This window comes from Maribacter sp. MAR_2009_72 (assembly GCF_007827235.1).
In the GTDB taxonomy this organism is placed as follows: domain Bacteria; phylum Bacteroidota; class Bacteroidia; order Flavobacteriales; family Flavobacteriaceae; genus Maribacter; species Maribacter sedimenticola.
This window is the reverse complement of the sequence record NZ_VISB01000001.1, coordinates 833,052-856,412: the sequence shown is the minus strand read 5'-3', so window position 1 is coordinate 856,412 and position 23,361 is coordinate 833,052. Positions and strand designations below refer to the sequence as shown.

Annotated in this window: 17 protein-coding genes and 1 riboswitch; of the genes, 7 read left to right on the top strand and 10 right to left on the bottom strand. The window is 37.4% G+C overall.

Translation table 11 applies throughout. The annotated features are described in order from the left end of the window. Positions 1-155 precede the first annotated feature (155 nt). The 4 genes from JM81_RS03685 to JM81_RS03670 all read left to right on the top strand — a co-directional run bounded on the left by JM81_RS03685 (position 156) and on the right by JM81_RS03670 (position 9,946). Complete coding sequence (locus tag JM81_RS03685; protein ID WP_144800728.1) at positions 156-1,946, top strand: hypothetical protein; 1,791 nt, start codon at positions 156-158, stop codon at positions 1,944-1,946. 54 nt (positions 1,947-2,000) lie between these two features. Further along, positions 2,001-4,310: a GH92 family glycosyl hydrolase gene (locus JM81_RS03680; protein ID WP_144800727.1), complete on the top strand. Its 2,310-nt coding sequence runs from the start codon at positions 2,001-2,003 to the stop codon at positions 4,308-4,310. 6 nt (positions 4,311-4,316) lie between these two features. After that, positions 4,317-5,852: a glycoside hydrolase family 28 protein gene (locus JM81_RS03675; protein WP_261374949.1), complete on the top strand. Its 1,536-nt coding sequence runs from the start codon at positions 4,317-4,319 to the stop codon at positions 5,850-5,852. A 65-nt stretch (positions 5,853-5,917) separates the two neighbouring features. Beyond that, positions 5,918-9,946 (top strand): two-component regulator propeller domain-containing protein, encoded by a 4,029-nt coding sequence (locus JM81_RS03670; RefSeq protein ID WP_144800726.1) that lies wholly within the window; start codon positions 5,918-5,920, stop codon positions 9,944-9,946. Positions 9,947-9,953: 7 nt separating this feature from the next. Here JM81_RS03670 and JM81_RS03665 read toward each other — a convergent pair whose 3' ends face one another. Genes JM81_RS03665 through gndA form a run of 4 tightly spaced genes read right to left on the bottom strand, consistent with a single transcriptional unit; the run spans position 9,954 to position 13,100 of the window. After that, a complete protein-coding gene (locus tag JM81_RS03665) occupies positions 9,954-10,766 on the bottom strand; it encodes an SDR family oxidoreductase (protein ID WP_144800725.1) in 813 nt (270 codons plus the stop codon). 15 nt (positions 10,767-10,781) lie between these two features. After that, on the bottom strand, positions 10,782-11,117 hold the full coding sequence (locus JM81_RS03660; protein WP_186435520.1) for a n-acetylglutamate synthase: 336 nt from the start codon (positions 11,115-11,117) through the stop codon (positions 10,782-10,784). A 32-nt stretch (positions 11,118-11,149) separates the two neighbouring features. Continuing rightward, entirely contained in the window at positions 11,150-11,689 is a 540-nt protein-coding gene (locus JM81_RS03655) for a DUF3124 domain-containing protein (protein ID WP_222430285.1), read from the bottom strand. A 10-nt stretch (positions 11,690-11,699) separates the two neighbouring features. Next, positions 11,700-13,100, bottom strand: a complete 1,401-nt coding sequence (gene gndA, locus JM81_RS03650; RefSeq protein ID WP_144800723.1) for an NADP-dependent phosphogluconate dehydrogenase — start codon at positions 13,098-13,100, stop codon at positions 11,700-11,702. A 185-nt stretch (positions 13,101-13,285) separates the two neighbouring features. Between gndA and zwf the strand changes: the two genes are divergently transcribed. Beyond that, positions 13,286-14,818 (top strand): glucose-6-phosphate dehydrogenase, encoded by a 1,533-nt coding sequence (gene zwf, locus JM81_RS03645; RefSeq protein ID WP_089260122.1) that lies wholly within the window; start codon positions 13,286-13,288, stop codon positions 14,816-14,818. 34 nt (positions 14,819-14,852) lie between these two features. Then, the gene (pgl, locus tag JM81_RS03640) at positions 14,853-15,578 is read left to right on the top strand and encodes a 6-phosphogluconolactonase (protein ID WP_144800722.1); all 726 of its coding nucleotides are present in this window, start codon (positions 14,853-14,855) and stop codon (positions 15,576-15,578) included. On the opposite strand, the gene JM81_RS03635 is transcribed toward pgl, so the two are convergent. The 6 genes from JM81_RS03635 to JM81_RS03610 form a co-directional block, all read right to left on the bottom strand. Continuing rightward, entirely contained in the window at positions 15,559-16,104 is a 546-nt protein-coding gene (locus JM81_RS03635) for an acyl-CoA thioesterase (RefSeq protein WP_144800721.1), read from the bottom strand. The genes pgl and JM81_RS03635 overlap by 20 nt on opposite strands. A 36-nt stretch (positions 16,105-16,140) precedes the next feature. Next, positions 16,141-16,506 carry a 6-phosphogluconate dehydrogenase gene (locus tag JM81_RS03630; protein WP_089260125.1) on the bottom strand — a complete coding sequence of 122 codons (366 nt, stop codon included), beginning with the start codon at positions 16,504-16,506 and terminating at the stop codon, positions 16,141-16,143. Positions 16,507-16,626: 120 nt separating this feature from the next. After that, positions 16,627-17,976 (bottom strand): DNA recombination protein RmuC, encoded by a 1,350-nt coding sequence (rmuC, locus tag JM81_RS03625; RefSeq protein WP_144800720.1) that lies wholly within the window; start codon positions 17,974-17,976, stop codon positions 16,627-16,629. 113 nt (positions 17,977-18,089) lie between these two features. Next, positions 18,090-18,791 (bottom strand): ABC transporter ATP-binding protein, encoded by a 702-nt coding sequence (locus JM81_RS03620; RefSeq protein ID WP_315897761.1) that lies wholly within the window; start codon positions 18,789-18,791, stop codon positions 18,090-18,092. Positions 18,792-18,890: 99 nt separating this feature from the next. Next, positions 18,891-19,922 (bottom strand): FecCD family ABC transporter permease, encoded by a 1,032-nt coding sequence (locus JM81_RS03615; RefSeq protein WP_144800718.1) that lies wholly within the window; start codon positions 19,920-19,922, stop codon positions 18,891-18,893. Beyond that, the gene (locus JM81_RS03610; RefSeq protein WP_144800717.1) at positions 19,923-21,071 is read right to left on the bottom strand and encodes an ABC transporter substrate-binding protein; all 1,149 of its coding nucleotides are present in this window, start codon (positions 21,069-21,071) and stop codon (positions 19,923-19,925) included. A gap of 70 nt (positions 21,072-21,141) precedes the next feature. Then, a riboswitch (cobalamin riboswitch) is annotated at positions 21,142-21,397 on the top strand. Between the two features lie 69 nt (positions 21,398-21,466). Here JM81_RS03610 and JM81_RS03605 point away from each other — a divergent pair. Further along, positions 21,467-23,338 carry a TonB-dependent receptor plug domain-containing protein gene (locus JM81_RS03605; protein WP_144800716.1) on the top strand — a complete coding sequence of 624 codons (1,872 nt, stop codon included), beginning with the start codon at positions 21,467-21,469 and terminating at the stop codon, positions 23,336-23,338. Positions 23,339-23,361: the final 23 nt, after the last annotated feature.

The following is a 23,361-nucleotide window of genomic DNA, read 5'->3' as shown; positions in this document are numbered from 1 at the left end:
GACTGGTTTGTCCGCCCTTCTTCTATTCATTTTTATACTACGTAAGAAATTCACTAAAACCTACTATCAGCTTAGGATATTGAATGGTTCAGGGTCAATTAAGAGAATGAAATAGTACATTTAAAGGAAGAAATCATTTGCCATTATAACATACCATGAAAAATAATATAAGTCGTGCACAATTTTTATCAGCGGGTAGCTTGGCCATGGCCGGATTATGGTATAGTCAAGGTATATGGGCAATGGGTATAAAATTTGTAGATAAAAAAAGTGATAAGTTACTAATATCAAGAGTTTTAGAGGCCAATGATCAAAGTGTCAAATCATTGTTAAATGAAGAGAAATTGTCCAGTTCAAAAAGATTTTCTTCCTATAGAAATGTTGCCAGGAATATATCCGTTATGGCAGCTTCTTTTTCCCATAAGGATTCAGACTTTTATCGGTCACAACGCGTATTGGAAGCTTTGCAACTTTATGCTGATATTTTATTGAAGGGTCAATATGAAGATGGTACGTTGGATTCTGGAGGAAACCGGCAATCACCTCCGGATACGGCATTTGTATTGGAGCATGTATGTGGTGCAATGAGTGTTTTGAAAAAAGACAACTTCAAGAACACCAATATTTTGACTAAAAGCATAGAAAAATTTATCTTAAATGCCGGGGAAGCAATGGTAACTGGTGGTGTACATACCCCAAACCATAGATGGGTGGTCTGTGCAGCTTTAGCGGGAATTTATGAACTTTATCCTGACGAAAAATACGTCAATAGGATAGAGCAATGGTTGGCGGAAGGTGTTTATACCAATAATGATGGTCATTATCTTGAGCGTAGTGCCAATTATTCCGCCGTAATCAATAGGGCATTGATAACCATTGCAAAAACGCTACAAAGGCCAGCGCTTCTAGATTCAGTTCTTAAAAACTTGATTACTTATTGCTATTATACAGAGCCAAATGGTGATGTAGTCTCTATTGATTCTCGAAGGCAAGATCAATTACGACCTTCTACAATAACCAAGTTTTATGTGCAGTATAGATATATGGCTCTACGGACTAAAAATCCTTTACTGGTATATATGACGAAACAAATAGAAGGATTTGCTGATTTTGATTCGGTTATTCTTTCCCGTTCCTTGATAGAATTTATGATTGAGCCAGAATTGGGGTATGAGTTGCCTAAATCCGATCTTGTATTTGAGGAGTATGAAAAGATGTTTTCATCGTCCCATTTGGTTAGGATAAAGAGAGGTAATATTACAATGACCTTATTTGGTGGTAATGATAGGCCGTTGGAAATTGTATCGGGGAAATCATCGAACCCAAATTTTCTAACGTTTCGTAAGGGAGCGGTGATATTAAAACACATGCGATTGTCAACATCATTCTTTAGAATGGGTTATTTTAGAAGCGAAGGAATTACAAAACAAGGAACATCCTATAAATTACATGAAAAGAAAGAAGCCTATTATTACCAGCCTTTAGAAAAGCAATATCATTTGGATAATGGGGATTATAAATTGTCGGAATCTCACGATAAAAGATTTTGGAACAAAATGGACTTTGATTCTAGGAAAAAGAGTAATGTTAAAACACAGGTTACGGACATAACATTAATTGAGCAAAACGGAAAACTTAACATTGATATCAAGGTAGATGGACCGCCCCATGTGGAAGTTACCTTGGAGATGTGTTTTGAAAAAGGGGGTACGTTAACCGGAACAACAACCTTGGATACCGATAAACATTTACTTAAATCGGGTTTTGGAATGTATCAGGTAGGAGAGGATCAAATTACATTTGGGCCGGGGCTGTACGTGCATAATCGGGTTTCTAGATTGGAAAGTGAACAATACGGTTATCATAACGGAACACTACAAACAGATGGCGAATATGTATATATAACAGGTATTACACCTTTTGCCCATAGCTTAACCTTAAGTTAAGGTTGAAGTAAAATCAATATAAAATTATAAGTAAGCAATCAATAAACCACACCAATGGTCAACAAGAAAAAATCGTTATTCTGGGATAGTTTAAAATTGATAATTCTAGCCTTGTGCCTTACCTCTTGCGAAAAGGATAAGAATGATATGGAAGTACAACTGGTAGATTTGGTATACCCACAATTGGATACTGAAAATTCACGTTGGTTTTTCTTTTCATCTGCCAACAGGCCTTTTGGTATGGTAAACCTAAGTCCAGATACGGAAATTAATGGTGCTTGGGGCAGTGGTTATCGTTACAAAGTGGACACTATTAAAGGATTTAGCCATATACATGCATGGCAAATGTCCGGTCTTTCCGTTATGCCTATAAAAACCACAACAGAAAGGGATAGCACTATTTTTACTGATTTTTATTCAAGTTTTGACCATAATGAGGAAATTATATCACCGGGGTATCATTATTTGGAATTAGAGCGGTATGGTATCACAGCAGAATTGACCAGTACAAAGAGGGTGGGTTTTCATAAATATACCTATGCTGAAGGATCTAAGTCACGATCGGTTCTATTGAATTTGAATACCGTATTGGGACCAAACGAAAATATTGATGGCACCCTGCAAAAAGATTCCAATATGGAACTTTCCGGGAGTTTTGTGATGACACCTACCAGAAGAAGGCCAAAACCGTTGACTACATATTTTAAAATAAAGTTCAATACACCCATAGCTACTATTGAACAGGATGAGCAGACCAATAATTATATGGTGGTATTGAACGACACTGAAGATCCTGTGTTGATGAAGGTTGGTATTTCATATACCTCTATCAATAATGCGGAGACCAATATAATTACGGAACTTCCCCATTGGGACTTTAGTAAAACTGTAAACGAGTCCAAGTTGGAATGGAATACAATGTTGTCCCGTATTCAGATAGAAGGGGGTTCCGATCAGGACCAACGAAGATTTTATACCGATCTGTGGCATGCCTTACAGGGAAGAAGGATTATTAGTGATGTCAATGGGGCGTATCCGGACAATACGGGCAAGGAGTTTAGAATAGGGCAATTACCCCTTAATGAGCAAGGAACTCCAAAGTTTAACCACTATAACTCGGATTCCTTTTGGGGTGCGCAATGGACGATAAATACCCTTTGGGGATTGGTATACCCTGATATTATGCATGAATTTAGCCAATCGTTAATGCAGTATTATAAAGATGGTGGGCTGGTACCAAGAGGACCATCTGGCGGCAACTATACCAATGTAATGACTGGCGCATCCTCAACACCCTTTATTGTATCTGCAATTCAAAAAGGAATTGTAAACGAACAATTGGATACCATTTATTCTGCTCTGAAAAAAAACCATATGCCAGGAGGGATCATGGGCAAAGCAGGTTATGAACATGATACGGATATAGGCGGAGGGCTAAAATATTATTTGGAGAAAGGCTATGTGCCTTGGCCTTTGCCAGAGGGTAAATTTGGTATTCATTTAGATGGATCTGGACAAACCTTGGAGTATGCCTATCAAGATTTTACCTTGGCTCAATTGGCCAAAAAAATTGGCAGGGAGGAAGATCGGCAATATTTTGAAAATCGTTCAAAGAATTACAAAAATGTATTCAATTCTGCTAGCGGATGGATGCAGGCTAGGAATGTGGAGGGGGAATGGTCAAAAGATTTTGATCCCTACGTATATGAAAACGGGTTTGTAGAATCTAATGCGGCCCAATCTACCTGGTTTGTTCCACATGACATGGATGGCTTAAGTGCTTTAATGGGAGGAAAGGATAATGCGGTTGACAAATTGAACGCGCAATTTAAAAAGGCAGAGGAACTGAATTTTACCTCGGGAAATTCCCATGAAAGTGAACTGCATCCGGAGTATAGAAGAATTCCCGTAAACCTAGGTAATCAACCTTCTATACAAACCCCTTTTGTGTTCAATAAACTGGGTAGACCAGATTTAACGCAATATTGGACGCGTAAGGTTGTTGAAAAAGCCTTTAGCGGACTAGCACCAAATACAGGATATAATGGCGATGAAGATCAGGGGTTAATGGGAAGCCTTAATGTATTATATAAAATAGGATTATTTCAAATGAACGGAGGCACAGAGGAAAATCCTGAATACCAAATAGGGAGTCCTATCTTCAATAAAATTAGCATTAAACTTCATCCTGGATATTATCAAGGAGAAACATTTACCATACAGGCAAAGGATAACAATGCATCCAATATATATTCTGACATCCCGGTATTCAATGGTGCGGAATTGCCCAATTATAACATACGGCATTCAGATATTGTAAAAGGAGGAGAGTTGATATTGAATATGAAAAACAGTGCAAATTAAACGGGAATGAAAACGAATCCATTATATATACCATTAGTATTTACCTTGTTATTGTTGACCCACTGTACCACAATGTGCCAAACGCAACTCCAAAACTTAAAAGCGTACCAAGTAACCGATTTTGGGGCATCGGACAAAGGAGATGAATTAAGTACGCAAGCCATACAGCAAGCTATAGATGCGGCACATAAAGCTAAGGGAGGTAAGGTTGTATTAACAAAGGGTACATATTTGTCAGGTACCATTGAGCTAAAGGATAATGTACATTTACAATTAGATGAGGGTGCTATATTATTGGGCACTACGGACGCCTATCAATATAAAAAATTGGAGCAGGGTAACCTGGCTCTGATCGTGGCAAAGGAAGCCAGTAATATCTCTATAACCGGTAAAGGAACTATAGATGGACAAGGGAGGAAATTGGCATTGGCCATAGATAGTCTTCACCACATTGGGGAGCGTATAGACCCTAAATATAACAAGAAACGCATGCGGCCAAATGAGTTGCATAGACCAGAATTGATAAATTTACTTAGGTGTACCAATGTAAATTTTTCCAATGTTACCCTAAAGAGTTCCGCCAGTTGGCTCCAGACCATTGAGCAATGTACGGATGTTAGGTATGACAGTGTCACTATTCATAACCGAGCCTATTGGAACAACGATGGTTTTGACATTGTAGATTGTAAAAATGTTAGTATAACCAATTGTAATATAGATGCTGCAGATGACGGTATTTGTTTAAAATCGCATTCTAAAGACCATTATAATGATGGTATATATATTGCAAATTGCACCATTAGGTCCAGCGCCAGTGCCATTAAGTTTGGTACGGCATCCTTAGGTGGTTTCAAGAACGTAACCATAGAGAATATAAAAGTTTTTGATACGTTTAGATCGGCCATTGCCATAGAATCGGTTGATGGGGGAATTATAGAAAACGTTAAGGTAAATAACATAACGGCCTTAAATACCGGTAATGCATTATTTATACGTTTGGGTCATCGATCAGGGGACAGACCAGGTGTAGTCAAGGATGTTAGTATAACGAATATAGATGTTCAGGTGCCATTTGGCAGGCCCGATATCGATTATGATTTAAGGGGACCAGAAGTAAATTTCTTTCATAATCCATTTCCATCTTCTATTACAGGTATTGAAGGGTACCATGTAGAAAATGTTCAATTAGAAAATATTACGATTAGATATCCGGGCAGGGCGTCCAAAGGAATGGCCTATGTGCCATTGAGTAGATTAAATCAAGTAAAGGAAGAGGTAAAAGGCTATCCAGAATTTTCCATGTTTGGAGAGCTTCCTGCGTATGGGCTATATGTACGTCATGTAACGGGCATTACTATGAAAAATATCATCTTTACTTTGGAAAATGAGGATTTTAGACCTGCCATAATATTTGATGATGTCTCCAATATTACACTTTCAAGATTAGAGGTGCCAAAAAGTAATAAAAGTGAGATTATCCTCAAAGATGCATCAATTAATTCTATAGATGAGGAGCTTTTGCAACAACTAGAAAAGCTTTAGGTAAAGTTTGTTTGTTAAGCGTTTAAATGCCTATTTTATGAGAATAAATAGATAGTGAACATATAATGAAATATTGTTATAGTTTTATGTTGATGGTGTTGGTGAGCTTACAATTAAGTTCGCAAAACCTGAAATTCAATCATTATAATGATAACAACGGGCTCTCCCATAATTCGGTTAGATATATTAACCAAGATAAACATGGTTTTCTATGGTTTGGTACATTTTCCGGGCTTAATAGGTTTGATGGCTATCAATTCAAACAATATCTAAGTACTTCTCCAGGACAAAAAACATTGTTGAACGATGATATAACCGCCCTTGAGATAGATGAGCGGACCAATACCATGTGGATAGGTACCCGTGGCGGACTAACTCGTTTTAATATGGATACCCACACGTTCCATACCTATCTTCCTGAGGACAATAAAAAAGATGCCTTGCCAGATCAAGAGATCAGATCTATATATATTGATCAATTTCAACGGATTTGGGTAGGAACTAAGAATGAGGGTTTAAGTATCCTGTATCCTGATAAAGATAGTTTTGAGCATGTTGAAATAGAGGGGTTTAACTACGTTAAAGATATATTTGAAGATAAGGAAGGTAATATCTGGGTCGGTAGTTATGGCTCTGGCGGGGTGGCAAAAATTTATTTAAATGCATCAGGAGCCATTCAACAGATTAAAAGGTATACTTTGGATATTCCCAATAGTACCGAAATAAACCCCTATATAAATTTCATAGATCAAGATCATAAGGGAGACCTATTTATAGGAACACGTGAGGGACTGTATAAGTTAGATTTGGCAATAGATGGCTTTAACAATTTGGTTATTTCTAAAAATGAACAAGGTAATAATCTAGGACCGTATTTTTTGGCATTGGCAAGGGCCCCTGATGGCAAATATTGGTTAGGGACTTTAGATGGGGTAGTGGTATGCCATCAAATGGAAGATTTGACCACAGGGAAGTATGAACTTCACCAATCCGTTTTGTCGGACGGTACATCGTTGGTGGACAATTTGGTATCGGCATTGTTTTTTGATAAATCTGGTGTGTTGTGGATAGGCACCGAAGATGGTCTGGACAAGTATGATCCGGTTGAAAATCAGTTTGCGCTCAATAAGGATATCTCAAGACTAATAGGTAACAAGGCACCTAGAATCAGGGGATTCTCAAAAGCATTTGATGATAGGATCATTGTAGCTACACGAAATAACGGTCTTTTTGTTTCCAATGGTAATGGGTATGAAGCATTATTGGACATTGGTACGGATATGGCCAGTATTTATACGGTAGATGGTAAGCTTTTCTATTGTGGACTATGGAACGGCAAAGTGCAGGTATATGACTACATCCGTAATAAAGCAAAAGTCATTGAGACCGGTTTTACGGCTTCGCCAGTGTTGGCATTTACACAGCTCAACACAAATACTATTTTAGTAAGTTCTTTTGGTGAGGGAGCAGTACTCTTGAATACGGAAAATTTAAGCGTAACACCTTATGATCAAAGATTTTTAGATGGTTTTCAAATCAATACCATGGTCAAGGATGGTAATGACATATGGTCCGCAACAGAGACAGGTATTGTTCGTTTGAGTATGGATTCTGGGGAATTTAAGGTTTATGATGCACTTTCGGACGAAAAAATAAACTTTCCTGATGCTAATAATGTGAGTGATATCCTTAAAGACGATAACGATATTATTTGGGCTTCCTCAAGATATGGATTTAGTTATTATGACCGTACATCAGATAGTTTTCAGACCTACTTAAAACATAAAGAACTTTCGGGCAGATGGGTAACCGATATTTTGAACGATAGTGATAATAACCTGTGGCTCAATATGAACAATAACAGTATTGCAAAACTCAATACTTTGACCAATGAGGCAAATATCTATCAAGTAAATAGTGGTAATAGATTAGACGTATTTAGCTCCGGGGGGTTTTACACTGCAGATGGCAGGAATATTTATCTTGGCGCCAAAAGTGGCATTATCCATTTTTCTACGGAAACATTGGAGAGGAACCTATCTAGTACAACACCGGTCATAACTGCGTTTAGGATACAGAACAAAGAAGTTACGCCTGGTATGGAAGTCAACGGCCAAGTTCCGTTACGATCGGATATCAACCTTTCCAAAAAGGTAGAGCTCAACTATGATAACCGAAATTTTTCGTTGCAATTTTCAGAACCTACTTTTGCCAACGAAAAGCTGAACAGTTTTGAATATATGCTAGAGGGTTTTGATGATCAATGGATCACTACCACAGGTTTTTCCCGTACGGTACAGTATACCAATTTATTTCCAGGGGATTATATATTTAAGATTCGTTCCAGAAACGGTGATGGACAATGGAGTGAGACCGCATCTTATCAAATAGAGATTACCCCCCCTTTTTGGATGACCCCCAAGGCAATCCTATTATTTTTGATTCTTTTAGGTTCGGTAATTTATTTGGTAAGGAGGGAGATTAAGAATCGTATTCGATTAAAACAAGAATTATTGACGGAAAAGGTCAATAGGGAACATGATGTTAAATTGAACAATGAAAAATTACGTTTCTTCACGAATATCTCACATGAACTCAGAACACCACTGACCCTTATTTTAGGACCTGTTAAACAACTTTTGGAAGATAATGCACAGCAAGTGACAACGTACCAAAAAAGCAGGTATGAGCTAATTCATAACAATGCAAACAGGTTGTTTTCTTTAGTAAACCAGGTTCTTGATTTTAGAAAAGCACAAAGTGGTGAACTTAAGCTAAAAACAATGGAAACGGATATTTTGGCCTATTCAAAAAATATATTCGATTCATATAAGGAATTGGCCAATAACAAGAATATTGAACTAAGCTTTATCACAGAAAATGAAGATATACATGGTTGGATAGATAATGACAAATTTGATAAAATTCTGTATAATCTATTATCCAACGCATTAAAATTTACGCCGGACTTTGGTAACGTAGAACTTTATTTACGCTATAATGAAAAAACAGGAAAATTAAATATAGAAGTAAGTGATAATGGGATAGGTATTTCCAAGAAAAGTCAGAAAAAGATTTTCAATAGGTTTTACCAAGCCACCTCCACTAAACAAAACAACACGGGGTCAGGAATTGGTCTTTCATTAGTACAATCATTGGTGGAACTCCATAAAGGTAGCATTGAGGTAAAAAGTAATTTGGACAAGGGTAGCATATTTATGGTAGAATTGCCTATAGAACGTAGATTTTATGAGGATGATGAGGTGTTTGAACTTTCGTTGCCAAAACATAGCAAAAACGAAGAATTGAAAGATGCACCCAAAAAAATTATTCAAGATACCGGATTAAAACAAAAAATATTGGTAATAGATGACAATGCGGAACTAAGAAAATATTTAGTGGATTATTTGTCTGGATTTTATAAAGTATATGAAGCGGAAAATGGAGATCAGGCATTGACTCTTTGTAGACAGATAAGACCTACCTTATGTGTATCCGATGTAATGATGCCCGTAATGAACGGACTCGAGTTTTGTGAGAAACTAAAGAACGATCAATTTATAAGTCATATTCCCGTAGTATTATTGACTGCATTGTCAGATAATAAGGATAAGGTCAAAGGATATGGCACAGGTGCGGACGGTTATTTGGTAAAACCTTTTGATCCGTCATTGTTAAAATTAATGATAGAGAATATTATTAAAACACGTTTGGATCTTAAAGCAAAATTTGCGGCCGAAACAGAAAGTGAGGTCAGCTTGCTCACGCATTCTCCCGTAGATAAGTCGCTTATGCTCAAGGTTACAGAGTTGATCAATTCCAATTTGGATAAATCAGATTTATCAACTTCTTTTCTATGCCAAGAGTTGGGAATGAGCTCCTCTAAATTATATCAGAAAATAAAGGAACTGACAGATTTGGCACCTACGGAATTTATTAGGACGGTACGATTGAAAAAATCAGCGTCCTTATTAAAATCAAAAAAGTACAATGTTTCTGAGGTTACGAATTTAATTGGGTTTAATGATCCGTTATATTTTAGCCGTTGCTTTAAAAAACAATTTGGATATCCCCCCAGTAAGCTATTAAAATAGAAAACTTTTATTCTTTAGGTGGTCTTCCAGTAAAATGGTCCATGGTATGATATACCCCTAGGACTTTGCCGGTAAGCCAATCAAAAGTTGTTATTGGTAGTACAGCTTGCGCAAAGCGTATCAATCTATACATATAACCGGGTATCGTAACCATTTTTTTGTTATTCTCTATAGAGGTAATGATGGTCAATGCAGTTGCTTCAGGTTCCAAGATGGGAATTTTTGAACGTACCCCATTAAACATTCCGGTAGCTATATAATAAGGCATTACGGTGGTTACCTTAATGTTCTTGTTTAATTGTTCCATTTCTAGGCGTACACTTTCGGAAAAACCTATTAGGGACCATTTACTTGCTACGTATACGGACATTTTTGGGTTAGATAATAAGCCGCCGGACGAAGCAATATTACATATATGACCCGTATTTCTCTCCATCATGGAATTTATAAATGCACGGGTAACGTGTATAGGGGCATTGGCATTAATTTGCATGGTCCTATCAATATCCGCTACGGTATGTTCAGATAAATACTTGCCTACAATGATACCTGCATTATTAATAAGAAAATCTACCCCGTTAAAGTTGTTTAAGACGTTTTTTGCCGTAGCATGTATACTTTGGATATCGGTAACGTCAACCTTCATAAGCACCAAAGAGCCCAAAGTGCCGTAAGTAGATTGCAACCTGGTAAAAGCACTATCGTCAATGTCCCATATAATGACCGTAGCACCTCTTTCAAGGAGTAATCTAACCATGATTTCTCCAATACCCGAAGCTCCTCCGGTTACGAGGGCAATCTTATTGTGGAACGTTTGCATTGTACTGTTTTAAGTTTAAATCTCCTCTATAATGGAAACCCCTTCAGATTTATCTCCTGATGTCCAACGCCATTGCTCATGAAGTCTAATTTTTCCATTTGGCAGAACTTGGGGCGTTGATCGGCATATGCCTGTCATGAGCTCACCTTGCACATTAATTTGATGATAGCGCATATCTATTGTTCCGTTGGCATCAACAATACCGAGTATGTGTCCTGTTGTAATTTGGCCTCCTGAATAGGTGGCAGTAAGTACAGCACCGTTTTGTTTATAAAGAAAAACGGTTCCATTCCCGGTTTCCCCATTTTCTGAAGTTGTGAGAACTTTAAAACGTTTGTTGTCATAGTTCATAATAAACTTGCCAATACCAGATTAAAAAAGGTCTATTCTTGCTCTACTTCAACACCTTCCGTTGTAAAGGAAAAAGCCTGTGCGCCAAGACCACCTACCATTACTGCCTGGAACAGGGGATTTAATTTTTTCTTGGAATACCAATCAATGATAAAATTGGCTCCGCTACCTCCTGAGGTGTCCTGCTGTTCTATAACATAATCAATAGTTTCCATAGGCTTAAGGTAAATAGGGGCATCAAGATAACTTCTAACCAAATCTCCCTGAGTATTATAATAATCTATTTTACTAACGAATAGACTATCACGAATACTGGTGTTTCGTATGCTTAACGTAGCGGTAAGCAACGTCCTTGTGTCCCTCGTCTGATTATAGATATCGGAATAGATTGGCACATAAACCTGTCGCAATAATGAATCGCTAATGGCTGCATTTGCCCTTCTGTTCAATGTATGGTCATCCAAAATTTCTACAGGTTGTTCCTTGGGGTTGACCTCTTTACATGAACTCATGGTATGTACCAAAAGTGCCATTGTACAATATCCAAATATTTTAAATACGGATGTTTTCAATTTTGTGATATTAAGCTTCCCACTCGGTATGGAAAATTCCTTCTCTGTCCAGTCGCTCATAGGTATGAGACCCAAAGTAGTCGCGTTGAGCCTGAATAAGGTTCAGCGGTAACTTACTAGAGGTATAGGCATCAAAATAGGTAAGTGAATTGGATAGTCCTGGAAGCGGTATACCGTTTGTTGCCCCAAAGGCAACTAACTTCCTGGCTGCATCAACGGTATCTTTGATTTTATCCACAAATGTGGCAGAGAGTAAAAGGTTGGGTAATGCAGGCTCCGCCTTAAAAGCTTCGGTGATATCTGCTAGTAGGCCTGCACGGATAATACAACCGGCCCTCCATATTTTAGCAATGACAGAAATATCCAGTTGATATCCATATTCTTTAGAGGCATCTGCCAATTGGTGCAATCCTTGGGCATAGGTAACAATAAACGAGAAATACAATGCCTTTTCTGAAAGATCGGTCAATTGTGCCTTTTCCATATGTTGCACGGTTGGTCTATCATAAAGGGCATCTGCCTTGATTCTTTCATCTTTTAATGCAGAAATCTCGCGCATACTAACGGCCACATCTATAGAGGGGACTGGTATACCCAAGTCCATCGCATTTTGGCTGGTCCATTTACCCGTACCTTTCTGCTTGGCCTTATCCAAAATTTGATCAACCAAACGGCCTTTGACCAGTGTGTCCTCTTGCTTAAAGATTTCAGAGGTTATTTCTACAAGAAAAGACTGTAACCTACCAGCGTTCCAACTGGCGAAAATGTCATGTAATTCATCATTATCATGATTGCCCCCTTTTCTTAATACATCATATATTTCGGAAGTAAGTTGCATTAGGCCATATTCAATACCGTTATGCACCATTTTAACATAATTACCTGCAGATTTTGGACCTAAATAAGCTACGCAGGGTTCACCATTATATTTTGCGGATACAGCTTCAAATATGGGCTTTATATGCTCATAGGCAGATTTGGATCCGCCGGGCATAATACTTGGGCCCTTACGAGCTCCTTTGGCACCTCCTGAAACCCCGGCCCCAAAGAAATTGATGCCCCGGTTCTGTAACGTAGCTTCCCTACGGTCGGTATCGGTAAAAAATGAATTACCGCCATCAATGATGATATCGCCTTTGTCAATATGTGGTAACAATGATTCTATTACGGCATCTACAACTTTTCCGGCAGGTACCAATAACATTATTTTACGTGGCTGCTTAAGATTCTTTACAAAGGTCTTAATATTGGTAGAGGCATCTACTTGCTCTAAATTTCCTCCTTCATTTTTTAAGGAATTCACCTTTTCGGCATCTAGATCATACCCAAAGGCAGAGAATCCGTTATCCGCAACATTAAGAATAAAATTACGTCCCATTACTCCAAGACCTACCAATCCAAAATCGTACATAAAAAGTTGTTTATAGAATTAAATTATCACTTTAGGAATTTATTTTGTTATAGGAATTCCTAGGCCCTATAAGGTATAGTTCAAAATTAATTTAAAATATTGACTTTAATGGTTAATGCAGTTGCAAAGCAACGTAAATTTGCTTTTCTTTTCAATATATTCTAAAAATAGTATAGAAAGCGTTTATGAAGAACACAGACAATCAAATGCTCATCATATTTGGAGCATCTGGAGATTTGACCGCAAGAAAATTAATTCCCGCAATCTTTAATTTATATAAGGGCAATCATCTTCCAGAGAACTTTGTGGTGCTTGGTGTTAGTAGAAGTGACCTTGGTGATCTAAAATTCAGGAACAAGGTAGTTTTGGAAAGTGTTTATCTTGAGGAGGATCGTAAGCAGTTTGATGAGGAATTTATTCAAAAGTTCGCCAATAAACTATTTTATGAGGACTTGGGTTCAGAATATGATACTTCGTATGAACGTTTGGAAAAACGCATTTCTGACCTTGATCAAAAATACGGCACTAACGGAAACCATATCTTTTATTTATCTACCCCACCAAGTCTTTACGAGCCTATAGCTAAAAATTTATCCGATCAAGGATTAAACGATCAGACCAATGGTTGGCGAAGGCTGATCGTTGAGAAACCGTTTGGATATAGTTTAGAAACAGCACAGGATCTTAACAAAGGGCTACATTCCTATTTTAAAGAAGGACAAATATTTAGAATCGATCATTATTTAGGCAAGGAGACCGTTCAAAATTTATTGGTTACCCGTTTTGCCAACAGTATTTTTGAGCCGCTTTGGAACAGAAATTACATACACCACGTAGAAATTACAAATGCGGAGAGCGTGGGTGTTGAAAAACGTGGAGGATATTACGATAAGAGTGGGGCGTTAAGGGATATGTTTCAAAGTCATCTATTACAGATTGTAGCCTTGATCGTAATGGAACCCCCATTAAGTGCCAATGCAGAGGAAATACGTAATGAGAAGTTAAAGGCGTTGAAGTCCCTTAAGATAATGACAGATGAAAAAACCCTCTATGAAAATACAATAAGGGCACAGTACGTGGCCTCTAAAATAGAAGGGGAGGAAGTTAAGGGATATAGGGAAGAAGATGGTGTGGACGAGGATTCAACTACGGAAACCTTTGCCGCCATTAAGTTTTTTGTTGATAATTGGCGATGGGCAGATGTACCCTTTTATGTTAGAACGGCCAAGCGTATGCCCACAAAGGTAACAGAGGTGGTCATACATTTTAAGACACCACATCATCAAATTTTTAAGGAATCCGGTGTAAGCAATAAAGACAATAAATTAATTATTAGGATACAGCCAGATGAAGGTATATTGTTGAAATTTGGTGTTAAGGTTCCGGGCCAAGGTTTTGAAGTGGAACGTGCCAATATGGATTTCTACTATTCTAGCTTGACCGAAAATCATGTTATGGAAGCTTACGAGCGACTGTTATTGGACGCTATGCAAGGAGATGCCACCTTGTATGCCAGGGCAGATGAAGTGGAGGCGGCATGGGCCTTTGTTGATCCTATTTTGGATTACTGGAAAAATGGTAAAGATGTTAAAATGTACGGATACGCCGCAGGTGTTTGGGGTCCGGAAAATGCCAATGATTTGATAGAGGGTCTAGGGGAGTGGCGCAACCCTAGTGAAAATTTAGCCGATGACCCAGGTTTCTGTGTAATTTGCTAAAACCTGTAATACGTTATAAAATATAGTATAGAGAATGGAAATTAAAGTTTATCAAAATAAAGAAAAGGTTGCAGAGGAATTTTCAAAGTATTTTATAGAAAAATCATCCACTAAAAGCCCATTTCATGTGGCGTTATCTGGTGGTAGTACCCCTAAAATAGTCTTTGATGTCCTAGCGGAAAAATTTTCCGATAAAATAGATTGGAACCTTATTCATTTTTATTGGGGAGATGAGCGTTGTGTAGCACCGGATGATGACGAGAGCAATTATAAGATGACGGTAGAACATTTGTTGTCCAAAATTAATATACCGGAGAAAAATATCCATAGAATCAAAGGTGAAGAAAATCCAAAGGAAGAGGCAAAACGCTATGGTGAACTCTTAGAAGATCTATTGCCCAAGGAATTGGGTTTGCCACAATTTGATTTGGTCATACTTGGAATGGGAGATGACGGGCATACGGCATCCATATTTCCACATGAATTAAAGTTGTGGGTCTCACCGGACAATTGTGAGGTGGCCATGCATCCGGAATCGGGTCAACTTAGGGTTTCATTGACCGGTAGGATTATCAACAATGCTAAAACAGTAACGTTTTTGGTTACTGGAGAAAGTAAGGCGGAGAAAGTAAAGGTTATAATTGATCGGGAAGAGGACTATTTGGATTACCCTGCAAGTCATGTATCTCCAAAGACTAAGGATTTAGTTTGGTTCTTGGATGCCGCAGCGGCAAAACTGCTTACTTTAGATCAATCTTAATATTTTCATTTTCCAATTCCTTGATATAGGCTTGCGGGTTAAACGTCTTTGATTCAAATTTGGTATCACGTTCCTGGGCTTCTAATTTGCGGTATTTGCTCCTTGCAAAACGGCGTACCCCTTGATCATCGGATATGATTAGTCCTGGAACGGGAACGTTTTTGCCATCATCTCCTTTGGCAACCATTGTAAAATAAGAGGAATTACAATGCTTTTTCTTACCTGTGGTAATATTTTCAGATTCCACGCGTACACCAACCACCATTGAGGTACGGCCCGTATAATTAATGCTTGCCTTTAAGGTAACCAGCTCGCCCACTTCAATTGGATTAAGAAAATTCACCCTATTGACAGATGCCGTAACGCAATATTGTTGTGAATGTTTGGATGCACATGCAAATGCTATTTGATCCATTAAGTTTAAAATATAGCCGCCATGAACCTTGCCTCCAAAATTGGAGTGTGAGGGTAGCATAAGTTCTGTTATGGATACCCTTGATTCCTTTACGTTTTTATACTTTTCCATCTGTTGGGGATGTGCTTTAAACAATTATAAATTCAACTAATTTCTAAAATGTGGAGATTGTTCACGTTCTACATCGGTAATAAAATATTTAGTGTCTCCCAACCAGAAAAAAGTGGCATAACGCTCTGTGTAATTTACCTTAACGTACTGGCCTTGGTATTCCTTTAACTTTTCTATGACCTCTTTGTCCTTGTCCAGAACAGAAAAAGAAAAAATTTGTGCACCGGATATTCCTTGACTGATCTCACCTTCCCATGTTTTTGCAATAACGCCTTTACGGGTAAGTTTGATCAATTCACCGGAACGCACTCCTTCGCTAAATGACACAAAGTAGATAAAGGCATAATAAATGGCTCCCAGTGCTATAACACCAAAAACTATTAGTGAAAGTATTTTTTTCATGTGGTTTATATTTTAAATAAATCTGTTCAACAACAAAATTAATGCGGGGTCAAGATATAGCTGAAATTTTAGTTTTACTAGTAAACCTTTAATATGTTATACCGTAGTTGTTAAAGTTTCTTATAATTCCAATTTTGGTTCTTCATCTATGTCTTCATCTTCCAAAGCTCTATTTAAAACAGATTCCGGAATCGTTTTTTTGGCCTTGGCACCCATTTTCTTTAATTTTTGAATACTCGTTACAATATTGCCGCGGCCTTCTACCAGTTTGTTCATAGCCCCTTTATATTCACTTTTTGCCTCATCCATTTTTTTGCCCACTTTCATTAAATCTCCAACAAACCCTTCAAACTTATCATAGAGCGCGCCTGCTTGTCGTGCAATTTCAATGGCATTTCGTTGTTGTTTTTCATTATTCCACATGCTGTCTATGGTACGTAACGTAGCTAAAAGGGTAGAGGGGGTAACAATGATAATATTCTGCTCAAAGGCTTTATTGTATAACGAACTATCTTGATTAATAGCGATTGCAAATGCGGGTTCTATGGGAACGAACATCAATACAAAATCGGGACTTTCCATTTCATAAAGGTCCTCATATTTCTTAGCGGACAACTGGGCAACATGCCTACGTAATGAGTTGATGTGGTCTTTTAAATAGGAATCCTTAAGCTCTTCATCTGCATTTACATAACGCTCATAATCAGTAAGCGATACTTTAGAATCTACAATCATTTTCTTGCCATCTGGAAGATTGATGATGACATCGGGAAGTACACGACTACCATCTGCCCTAGTGAAACTTTGTTGAACCGTATATTCTCGGTCTTTTTCTAGTCCTGACTTTTCTAAAACACGTTCTAGAACCAATTCGCCCCAATTCCCTTGCATTTTACTATCACCTTTTAAGGCTTTAGTTAAGTTTTCAGCCTCTTGGGAAATTTTCAAGTTTTGAGATTGAAGATTCAAAAGTTGTTCTCTCAGTGCAGAATGAATACTGATATTCTCTTTCTGACTAGCTTCTACTTTCTTTTCAAAAAGCTGTATTTTATCATTTAAAGGAGTTAGAATATCTTTAATATTCTTCTCGTTCCGCTCCGTGAATTTTAAGCTTTTTTCTTCTAGAATCTTATTGGCCAAGTTTTCAAATTCCTTTGTGAATTTTTCCTGGAGCTTTTCTACCTCTTCTTTCTGTTCACGGTTTTTATCGTGCAAATGCTCCATATCAGCTTGTGCCCGTACAATTCTGTTACCCAGCTGTTCCTTTTCTGTTTGTAGCGAAAATTTCTGTTGCTCTGTCTCTTTAAGGCGTTCTTGTAAAACCGATAAATTAGCTTGCATTTGCTGTTCGCGTTCCTCTAAGGCACTTTGCTTAGAAGTTGTTTTTAATTGCTGTATATAATTACCTAGAAAATAGCCGATTGCAAGGCATAGAATAGCAATTAGGAAGTAAATATATAGTTCGTTCATGAGTGTTTAATGTGATACAGTAAAGATACTGGATCAGGTATTAAAAATATAAAGCACCTATCCTGATTTATTCAACATAGGGAAGACCTAAATTGATATGGATTTTAAACCCTTCATTTCTTGATTTTAAAAGTACCAGAGTTGGCATCAAATGAAATCAGTTCTGCAGGAAATAAGGTTTCAAAATTTTTATGTTCAATATGTTTACACGGTTCATCAAAAGGATTGGTAAGTCCGTCTAATATCAACATTTTATCACATAACTGTATGGCTAACTCTATTTCATGACTCGTAAAAAGAATTGTTTTTTCGGTTTGATGAGCTATAGATTTCAAAAGTTTTAAAATCTGCACTTTATGATATAAATCTAAATGCGTAGTAGGTTCATCTAAAAGTATAATACTTGTGTCTTGAACCAAGGCCCTAGCAATCATTACACGTTGCAATTGTCCGTCGCTTAATTCAAAGCATTTTTTATCGAGAAACGGGGTTAGCTCCAATAGCTTAACACTTTTGGTAATGAATGCCATGTCATCATCAGATAATTTGCCTAACCAATTTGTATATGGTTGTCTTCCCAATGCCAATAACTCTTTTACAGACATGTTCTTTGATGCGAAAGGTTCTGTAAGTACTACACTCACCTTTTTGGCCAAGTCTAACGAATCAATATTTGCTAATTCTATTCCTTCAATTTGTATGGAACCGGATAGCTTTGGATGAAATCCGCCTATGGTGCGTAATAATGTAGATTTACCAATGCCGTTAACGCCAACAATAGCAACAAGTTCCCCTTTTTTTAAGTCGAATGAAATACTATCGGCAATGACTTTTTTGTCATATCCAATAGATAAATTACTGACAGTCAGTGTGCTATTTGTGTTTTTATCTTTGATAACTTTATCTCGTTTGCATTAAAACATCATTTTCTTTTTCCGGACCAATAACCAAATGACTACAGGAGCCCCAAACAAGCTGGTTATGGCGTTAATGGGCAATACGCTCATTGAACCTGGTAGTTGCGCAATTGTATCGCAAATCAACATTAATATAGCGCCACAACAAAGAACAGCTGGTATTAAAATTTTATGGTCGGTTGTGTGAAATAGTTGTCGGGTTAAATGGGGTACCGCTAGACCAATAAACGCTATGGGTCCTGCAAATGCGGTTATACATCCGGCTAAAAGTCCGGTGGCAATGATAATGGTATAACGCGATTTTTTCAAATGGATTCCTAAACTCTTTGCGTAATTCTCACCTAGTAAATATGCGTTGAGAGATTTAATGGAAAATATACTTAACAATATGCCTATGCAAGTACAAAGGCACAGAATTGATAATTGCATCCAGGTAAGATTACCTAGACTTCCAAATTCCCAAAAAATATATTGTTGTAATTTTTCAGCTTTTGTAAAATAGGAGAGTACACTTACAATAGCACTAGTAATACTGCCGAACATTAAACCAATAATAAGAAGTGCCATGGTATCTTTAATTTTAACGGCTACGGTAAGCACAACTAAAAGCACAAGAAAACTACCTGTACTAGCTGCAACTGCCAAAGCAATATCGTTAAAAGCGGAAAACGTCATAATTCCTGAAAATAGGGAGGAGCCCATAATCAATAACGCTGCGCCTAAACTTGCCCCGGAACTGATACCCAAAACATACGGGCCAGCAAGTGGATTCCTGAAAAGGGTTTGCATTAATAAACCGCTTAAGGCCAGACCACTACCAACCAAAATGGCGGTTAGGGCTTTTGGTATACGATAGTTCCAAATAATATACGAAGTGGATGAATCGGTAATATCGGTACCAAAAATAACATTAATGGTGTCCATGACCGAAATGCTGACAGAACCAAGACTTATATTTAAGCCCAAACAAATAAGCAATACTATCAGTAAAGCAATAAAATGGATACTATATGTAGGTTGTTTAACCAATTAATTTAGTGGTTTAAAAAAGAAAGGTTCATGCTCGGGTAAAAGATCGGGATGTAAAATATGAATTAAATCTTTCAACACAATATCAGGGCGTTGAGGTGCAAGTTCATAATACAGATTACCACCGGTTTCACCAATGGTATTGGCAAAAGTGTATACTTTTTTATTTTTAAATGCATCAAACTGTAGGTAATGTTCACTTGAAGATTCCATTTCAGTGTACGACTTAAACTGCGCAGGTCCAATCCAATATTCTGCAGTTTTGGCTTCGAGTAGAACATTTTCCCAACTTAAGGATAGACTACCGCTATCAGTAGTTTCTTTCCATAAGTAATTTGCGTTGGCATCTTTAAGAAAATTTGCCGCCCAACTTTTACCACCCGGTAAATACCATACATCTTTATACATTGCGCCGCTAAGTACAGTGGGCGTTGTATGTGCAGTTTTTGCTAATTTTTTTGCATCGAGGTACGTCTTTTCAATTTCAGCGAAAATGACATTTGCTTCAGATTCTTTATTGAAGAAGGGTGCTAAAAATTTAATCCATTCCGCTTTACCCAATGGTGTTTCTTCTACCCAATCACCATTATAGATTACGGGTATCTGGGAGCGTTGTAATGTTTCGTAAGCGCTATTACTTCCACTAACGGCAAAACCCACTACCAAGTCGGGTTTAAGGGCTAAAACAGCTTCTGTGTTTAAGCTTTCGTTGATGCCAAGTTCTTTGATTTGGCCAGCGTCAATTCGTTTTCGCGCGGCTTTAGAAGAAACATATTTGGTATCTGAGAATCCTACAAGCTTGTCTAGTGCGCCTAAAGCTTCAAGTGCAGGTATATGGGTAGTTGAGGTTACTACAATATTATCGATTGGTACGGAAATTATGGCGTCATATTGATTTTTATCCAACGAAATAAATGCTTGTTTCCCTTTAGGAATCAATGCATACGTAAAAGAAGCTTCCGCATTTGGCCAAGGTGCCAATATTTTAAGAATCGTAATGCCAGAGGCTTGTTTTTCTATTGTAAAACCATTTGCATGGTTAATTGCTACATTTTCAACTGCTATTTCTAATGGCGGCGATTCTGTCTTTTGTTGTTTACATCCACATAAAAAGAGTACGTAACCGAATAAGAGAAGTTGTTTAAGCATTTGTATTTTATATCTATTTTTCAAAAGTAGTATTATAAAAGTTTACCTAGAAAGATTAAACAAAATGTTTATTTTCGCCGTGAATTTTGGTTTTCGCTGCTTATGGCAGTGAAATTAAAAGGGAATCCGGTGTAAATCCGGAACTGTTCCCGCAACTGTAAGTTTATACCGACCACATCTATTGACGAATAGGTTTTAATTGGTACCTCGTTTAAGAGGATGTTATTTACTGCATAGCCACTTTGTTTTCTAATCCGGTATAGAACATGGGAAGGCAAAATAACATAAAACGAGTCAGGAGACCTGCCTTATTCAAACAACAATGTTAAACTTTCGGGATAAAGGTTTACGTATGGGTACAGACATACTATGCTCCCGTTTATGAATTTAAACGAATGAAAAATTATTTTTTGTGGCCAACGGTCACAGTATTGTTATGCGCTAAAGTAGGAGCGCAACAAGAACAGGATTCATCCAACATTTTACAACTAGACGAGGTCGTGGTGAGTGATTCACGATTTGAGCTAAAGCGTGAAAATTCCGGTAAAACCGTCATTTCCATTTCTCAAAAAGAATTGGAACAAAATCAAGGTAGGTCCGTTGCCGAAATCATCAATACCAAAAGCGGTATAGAAATAAATGGTACGAGAAGTTATGCCGGTCAAAATTTATCAACCTATGTTAGGGGAGGAAATAACCGCCAGGTATTGGTTATAATTGATGGAATTCAGGTTTCTGACCCATCAGGTACCAGTGCAGAGTATGATTTACGTTTATTAAATACTTCTCAAATCGAAAGCATTGAAATTTTAAAAGGAGCTGCAAGTACACTTTATGGTAATTCAGCGGCAACTGCGGTAATCAATATTACTACCAAAAAGGCGAAGAAAGAGGGACTTTCTATGGATGTGATTTCGAGTATGGGAACCAACCAATCTCAGGATGACCAAAATTTTAATATCTCTGATTTTTCCAATACGGTAAATGTATCGGCAAAACATGGAAAACTCTCTGTATTGGCTTCTGGTGGACATCAATTTACCGATGGGCTATCTGCAGCTATTGGTACTGAAGTAGATGTTTTTTCACGAGTTGATGGTAATTTGAAAGTAGGTTATCAATTTACAGAACGTTTTGGCGTTACAGCTTCTGCATTTTATAATAAATTGAACAGTGATTATGACAACGGTTTTCCAATTGAAGATGCCGATTTCTCGTTTTCCGGTGAGCAATCTCGTTTTGGTCTAGCTTCAACGTATAGGTATGAAAAAGGAAGTATCCATGTAAATACGGCGTTTAATCAAATAGACAGGTCTTTTGTTTCAAGCTTTCCCGCGGCATACGATTCTCAGTCTTATATTTTAGATGTTTTCAATAAATATACATTCAATGAAAACATACATACTATTGTAGGACTGAATTATATTGACAGTCAGACTTTGTTCAGTGAAGAGCAAAACACAAATACAGTAGACCCTTATGTAAATGTTGTGTATGTGGGTAAGCGTGGAATTAACATAAATGCAGGTGTGCGTTTAAATAACCATAGTGATTATGGTTCTAATTTTATCTACAATTTTAATCCATCATATAGAATAAATATTAATTCTGGATATCTGAAGTTCTTAGGTTCATTTGCTACCTCATATATAGCGCCTAATTTATCACAGCTATATGGACCATTTGGTGCAAACCCAGATTTGAATCCTGAAGAGGATACTACTATTGAAGGAGGTTTGGAATATAGACTTTCAGATAGGTTTATGATAAATGCGGTTTATTTTAATAGAACCGAAGATGATAGGATCGATTATGTAACCATAGACCCAAATACGTTTGAAAGTCAGTATCGCAATTTGGCAGATACAGCACATTTTAATGGGGTAGAAGTAGGGTTTTCTGCTGTACCAACAAAAGATGTAACTATTGACGCCAACTACACTTATACCAATTCTAAAGAAGGTTTGGCGTTGAGAATACCAAAGAGCAAGGTCAACGCTACAATTGGTTACACTATTGCGAATAATACATTTTTAGGCGCATCATATCAATTTGTATCTGATCGTACCGATACTGATTTTGCCACCTTTACCAATGTAAACTTAGATAGTTTCTCATTGGTAAACCTTCAGGTGAAACATCAGTTTTCAAATAATTTCGGGGCTTTTGTAGGTGTTGATAATCTTTTGAATGCAGAATATACAGAATTAGTTGATTATACGACTAAAGGTTTAAATTTAAGATTAGGGTTTAAACTAAATTTATAGCAAAAAAAAGGGCAGCTGATAAG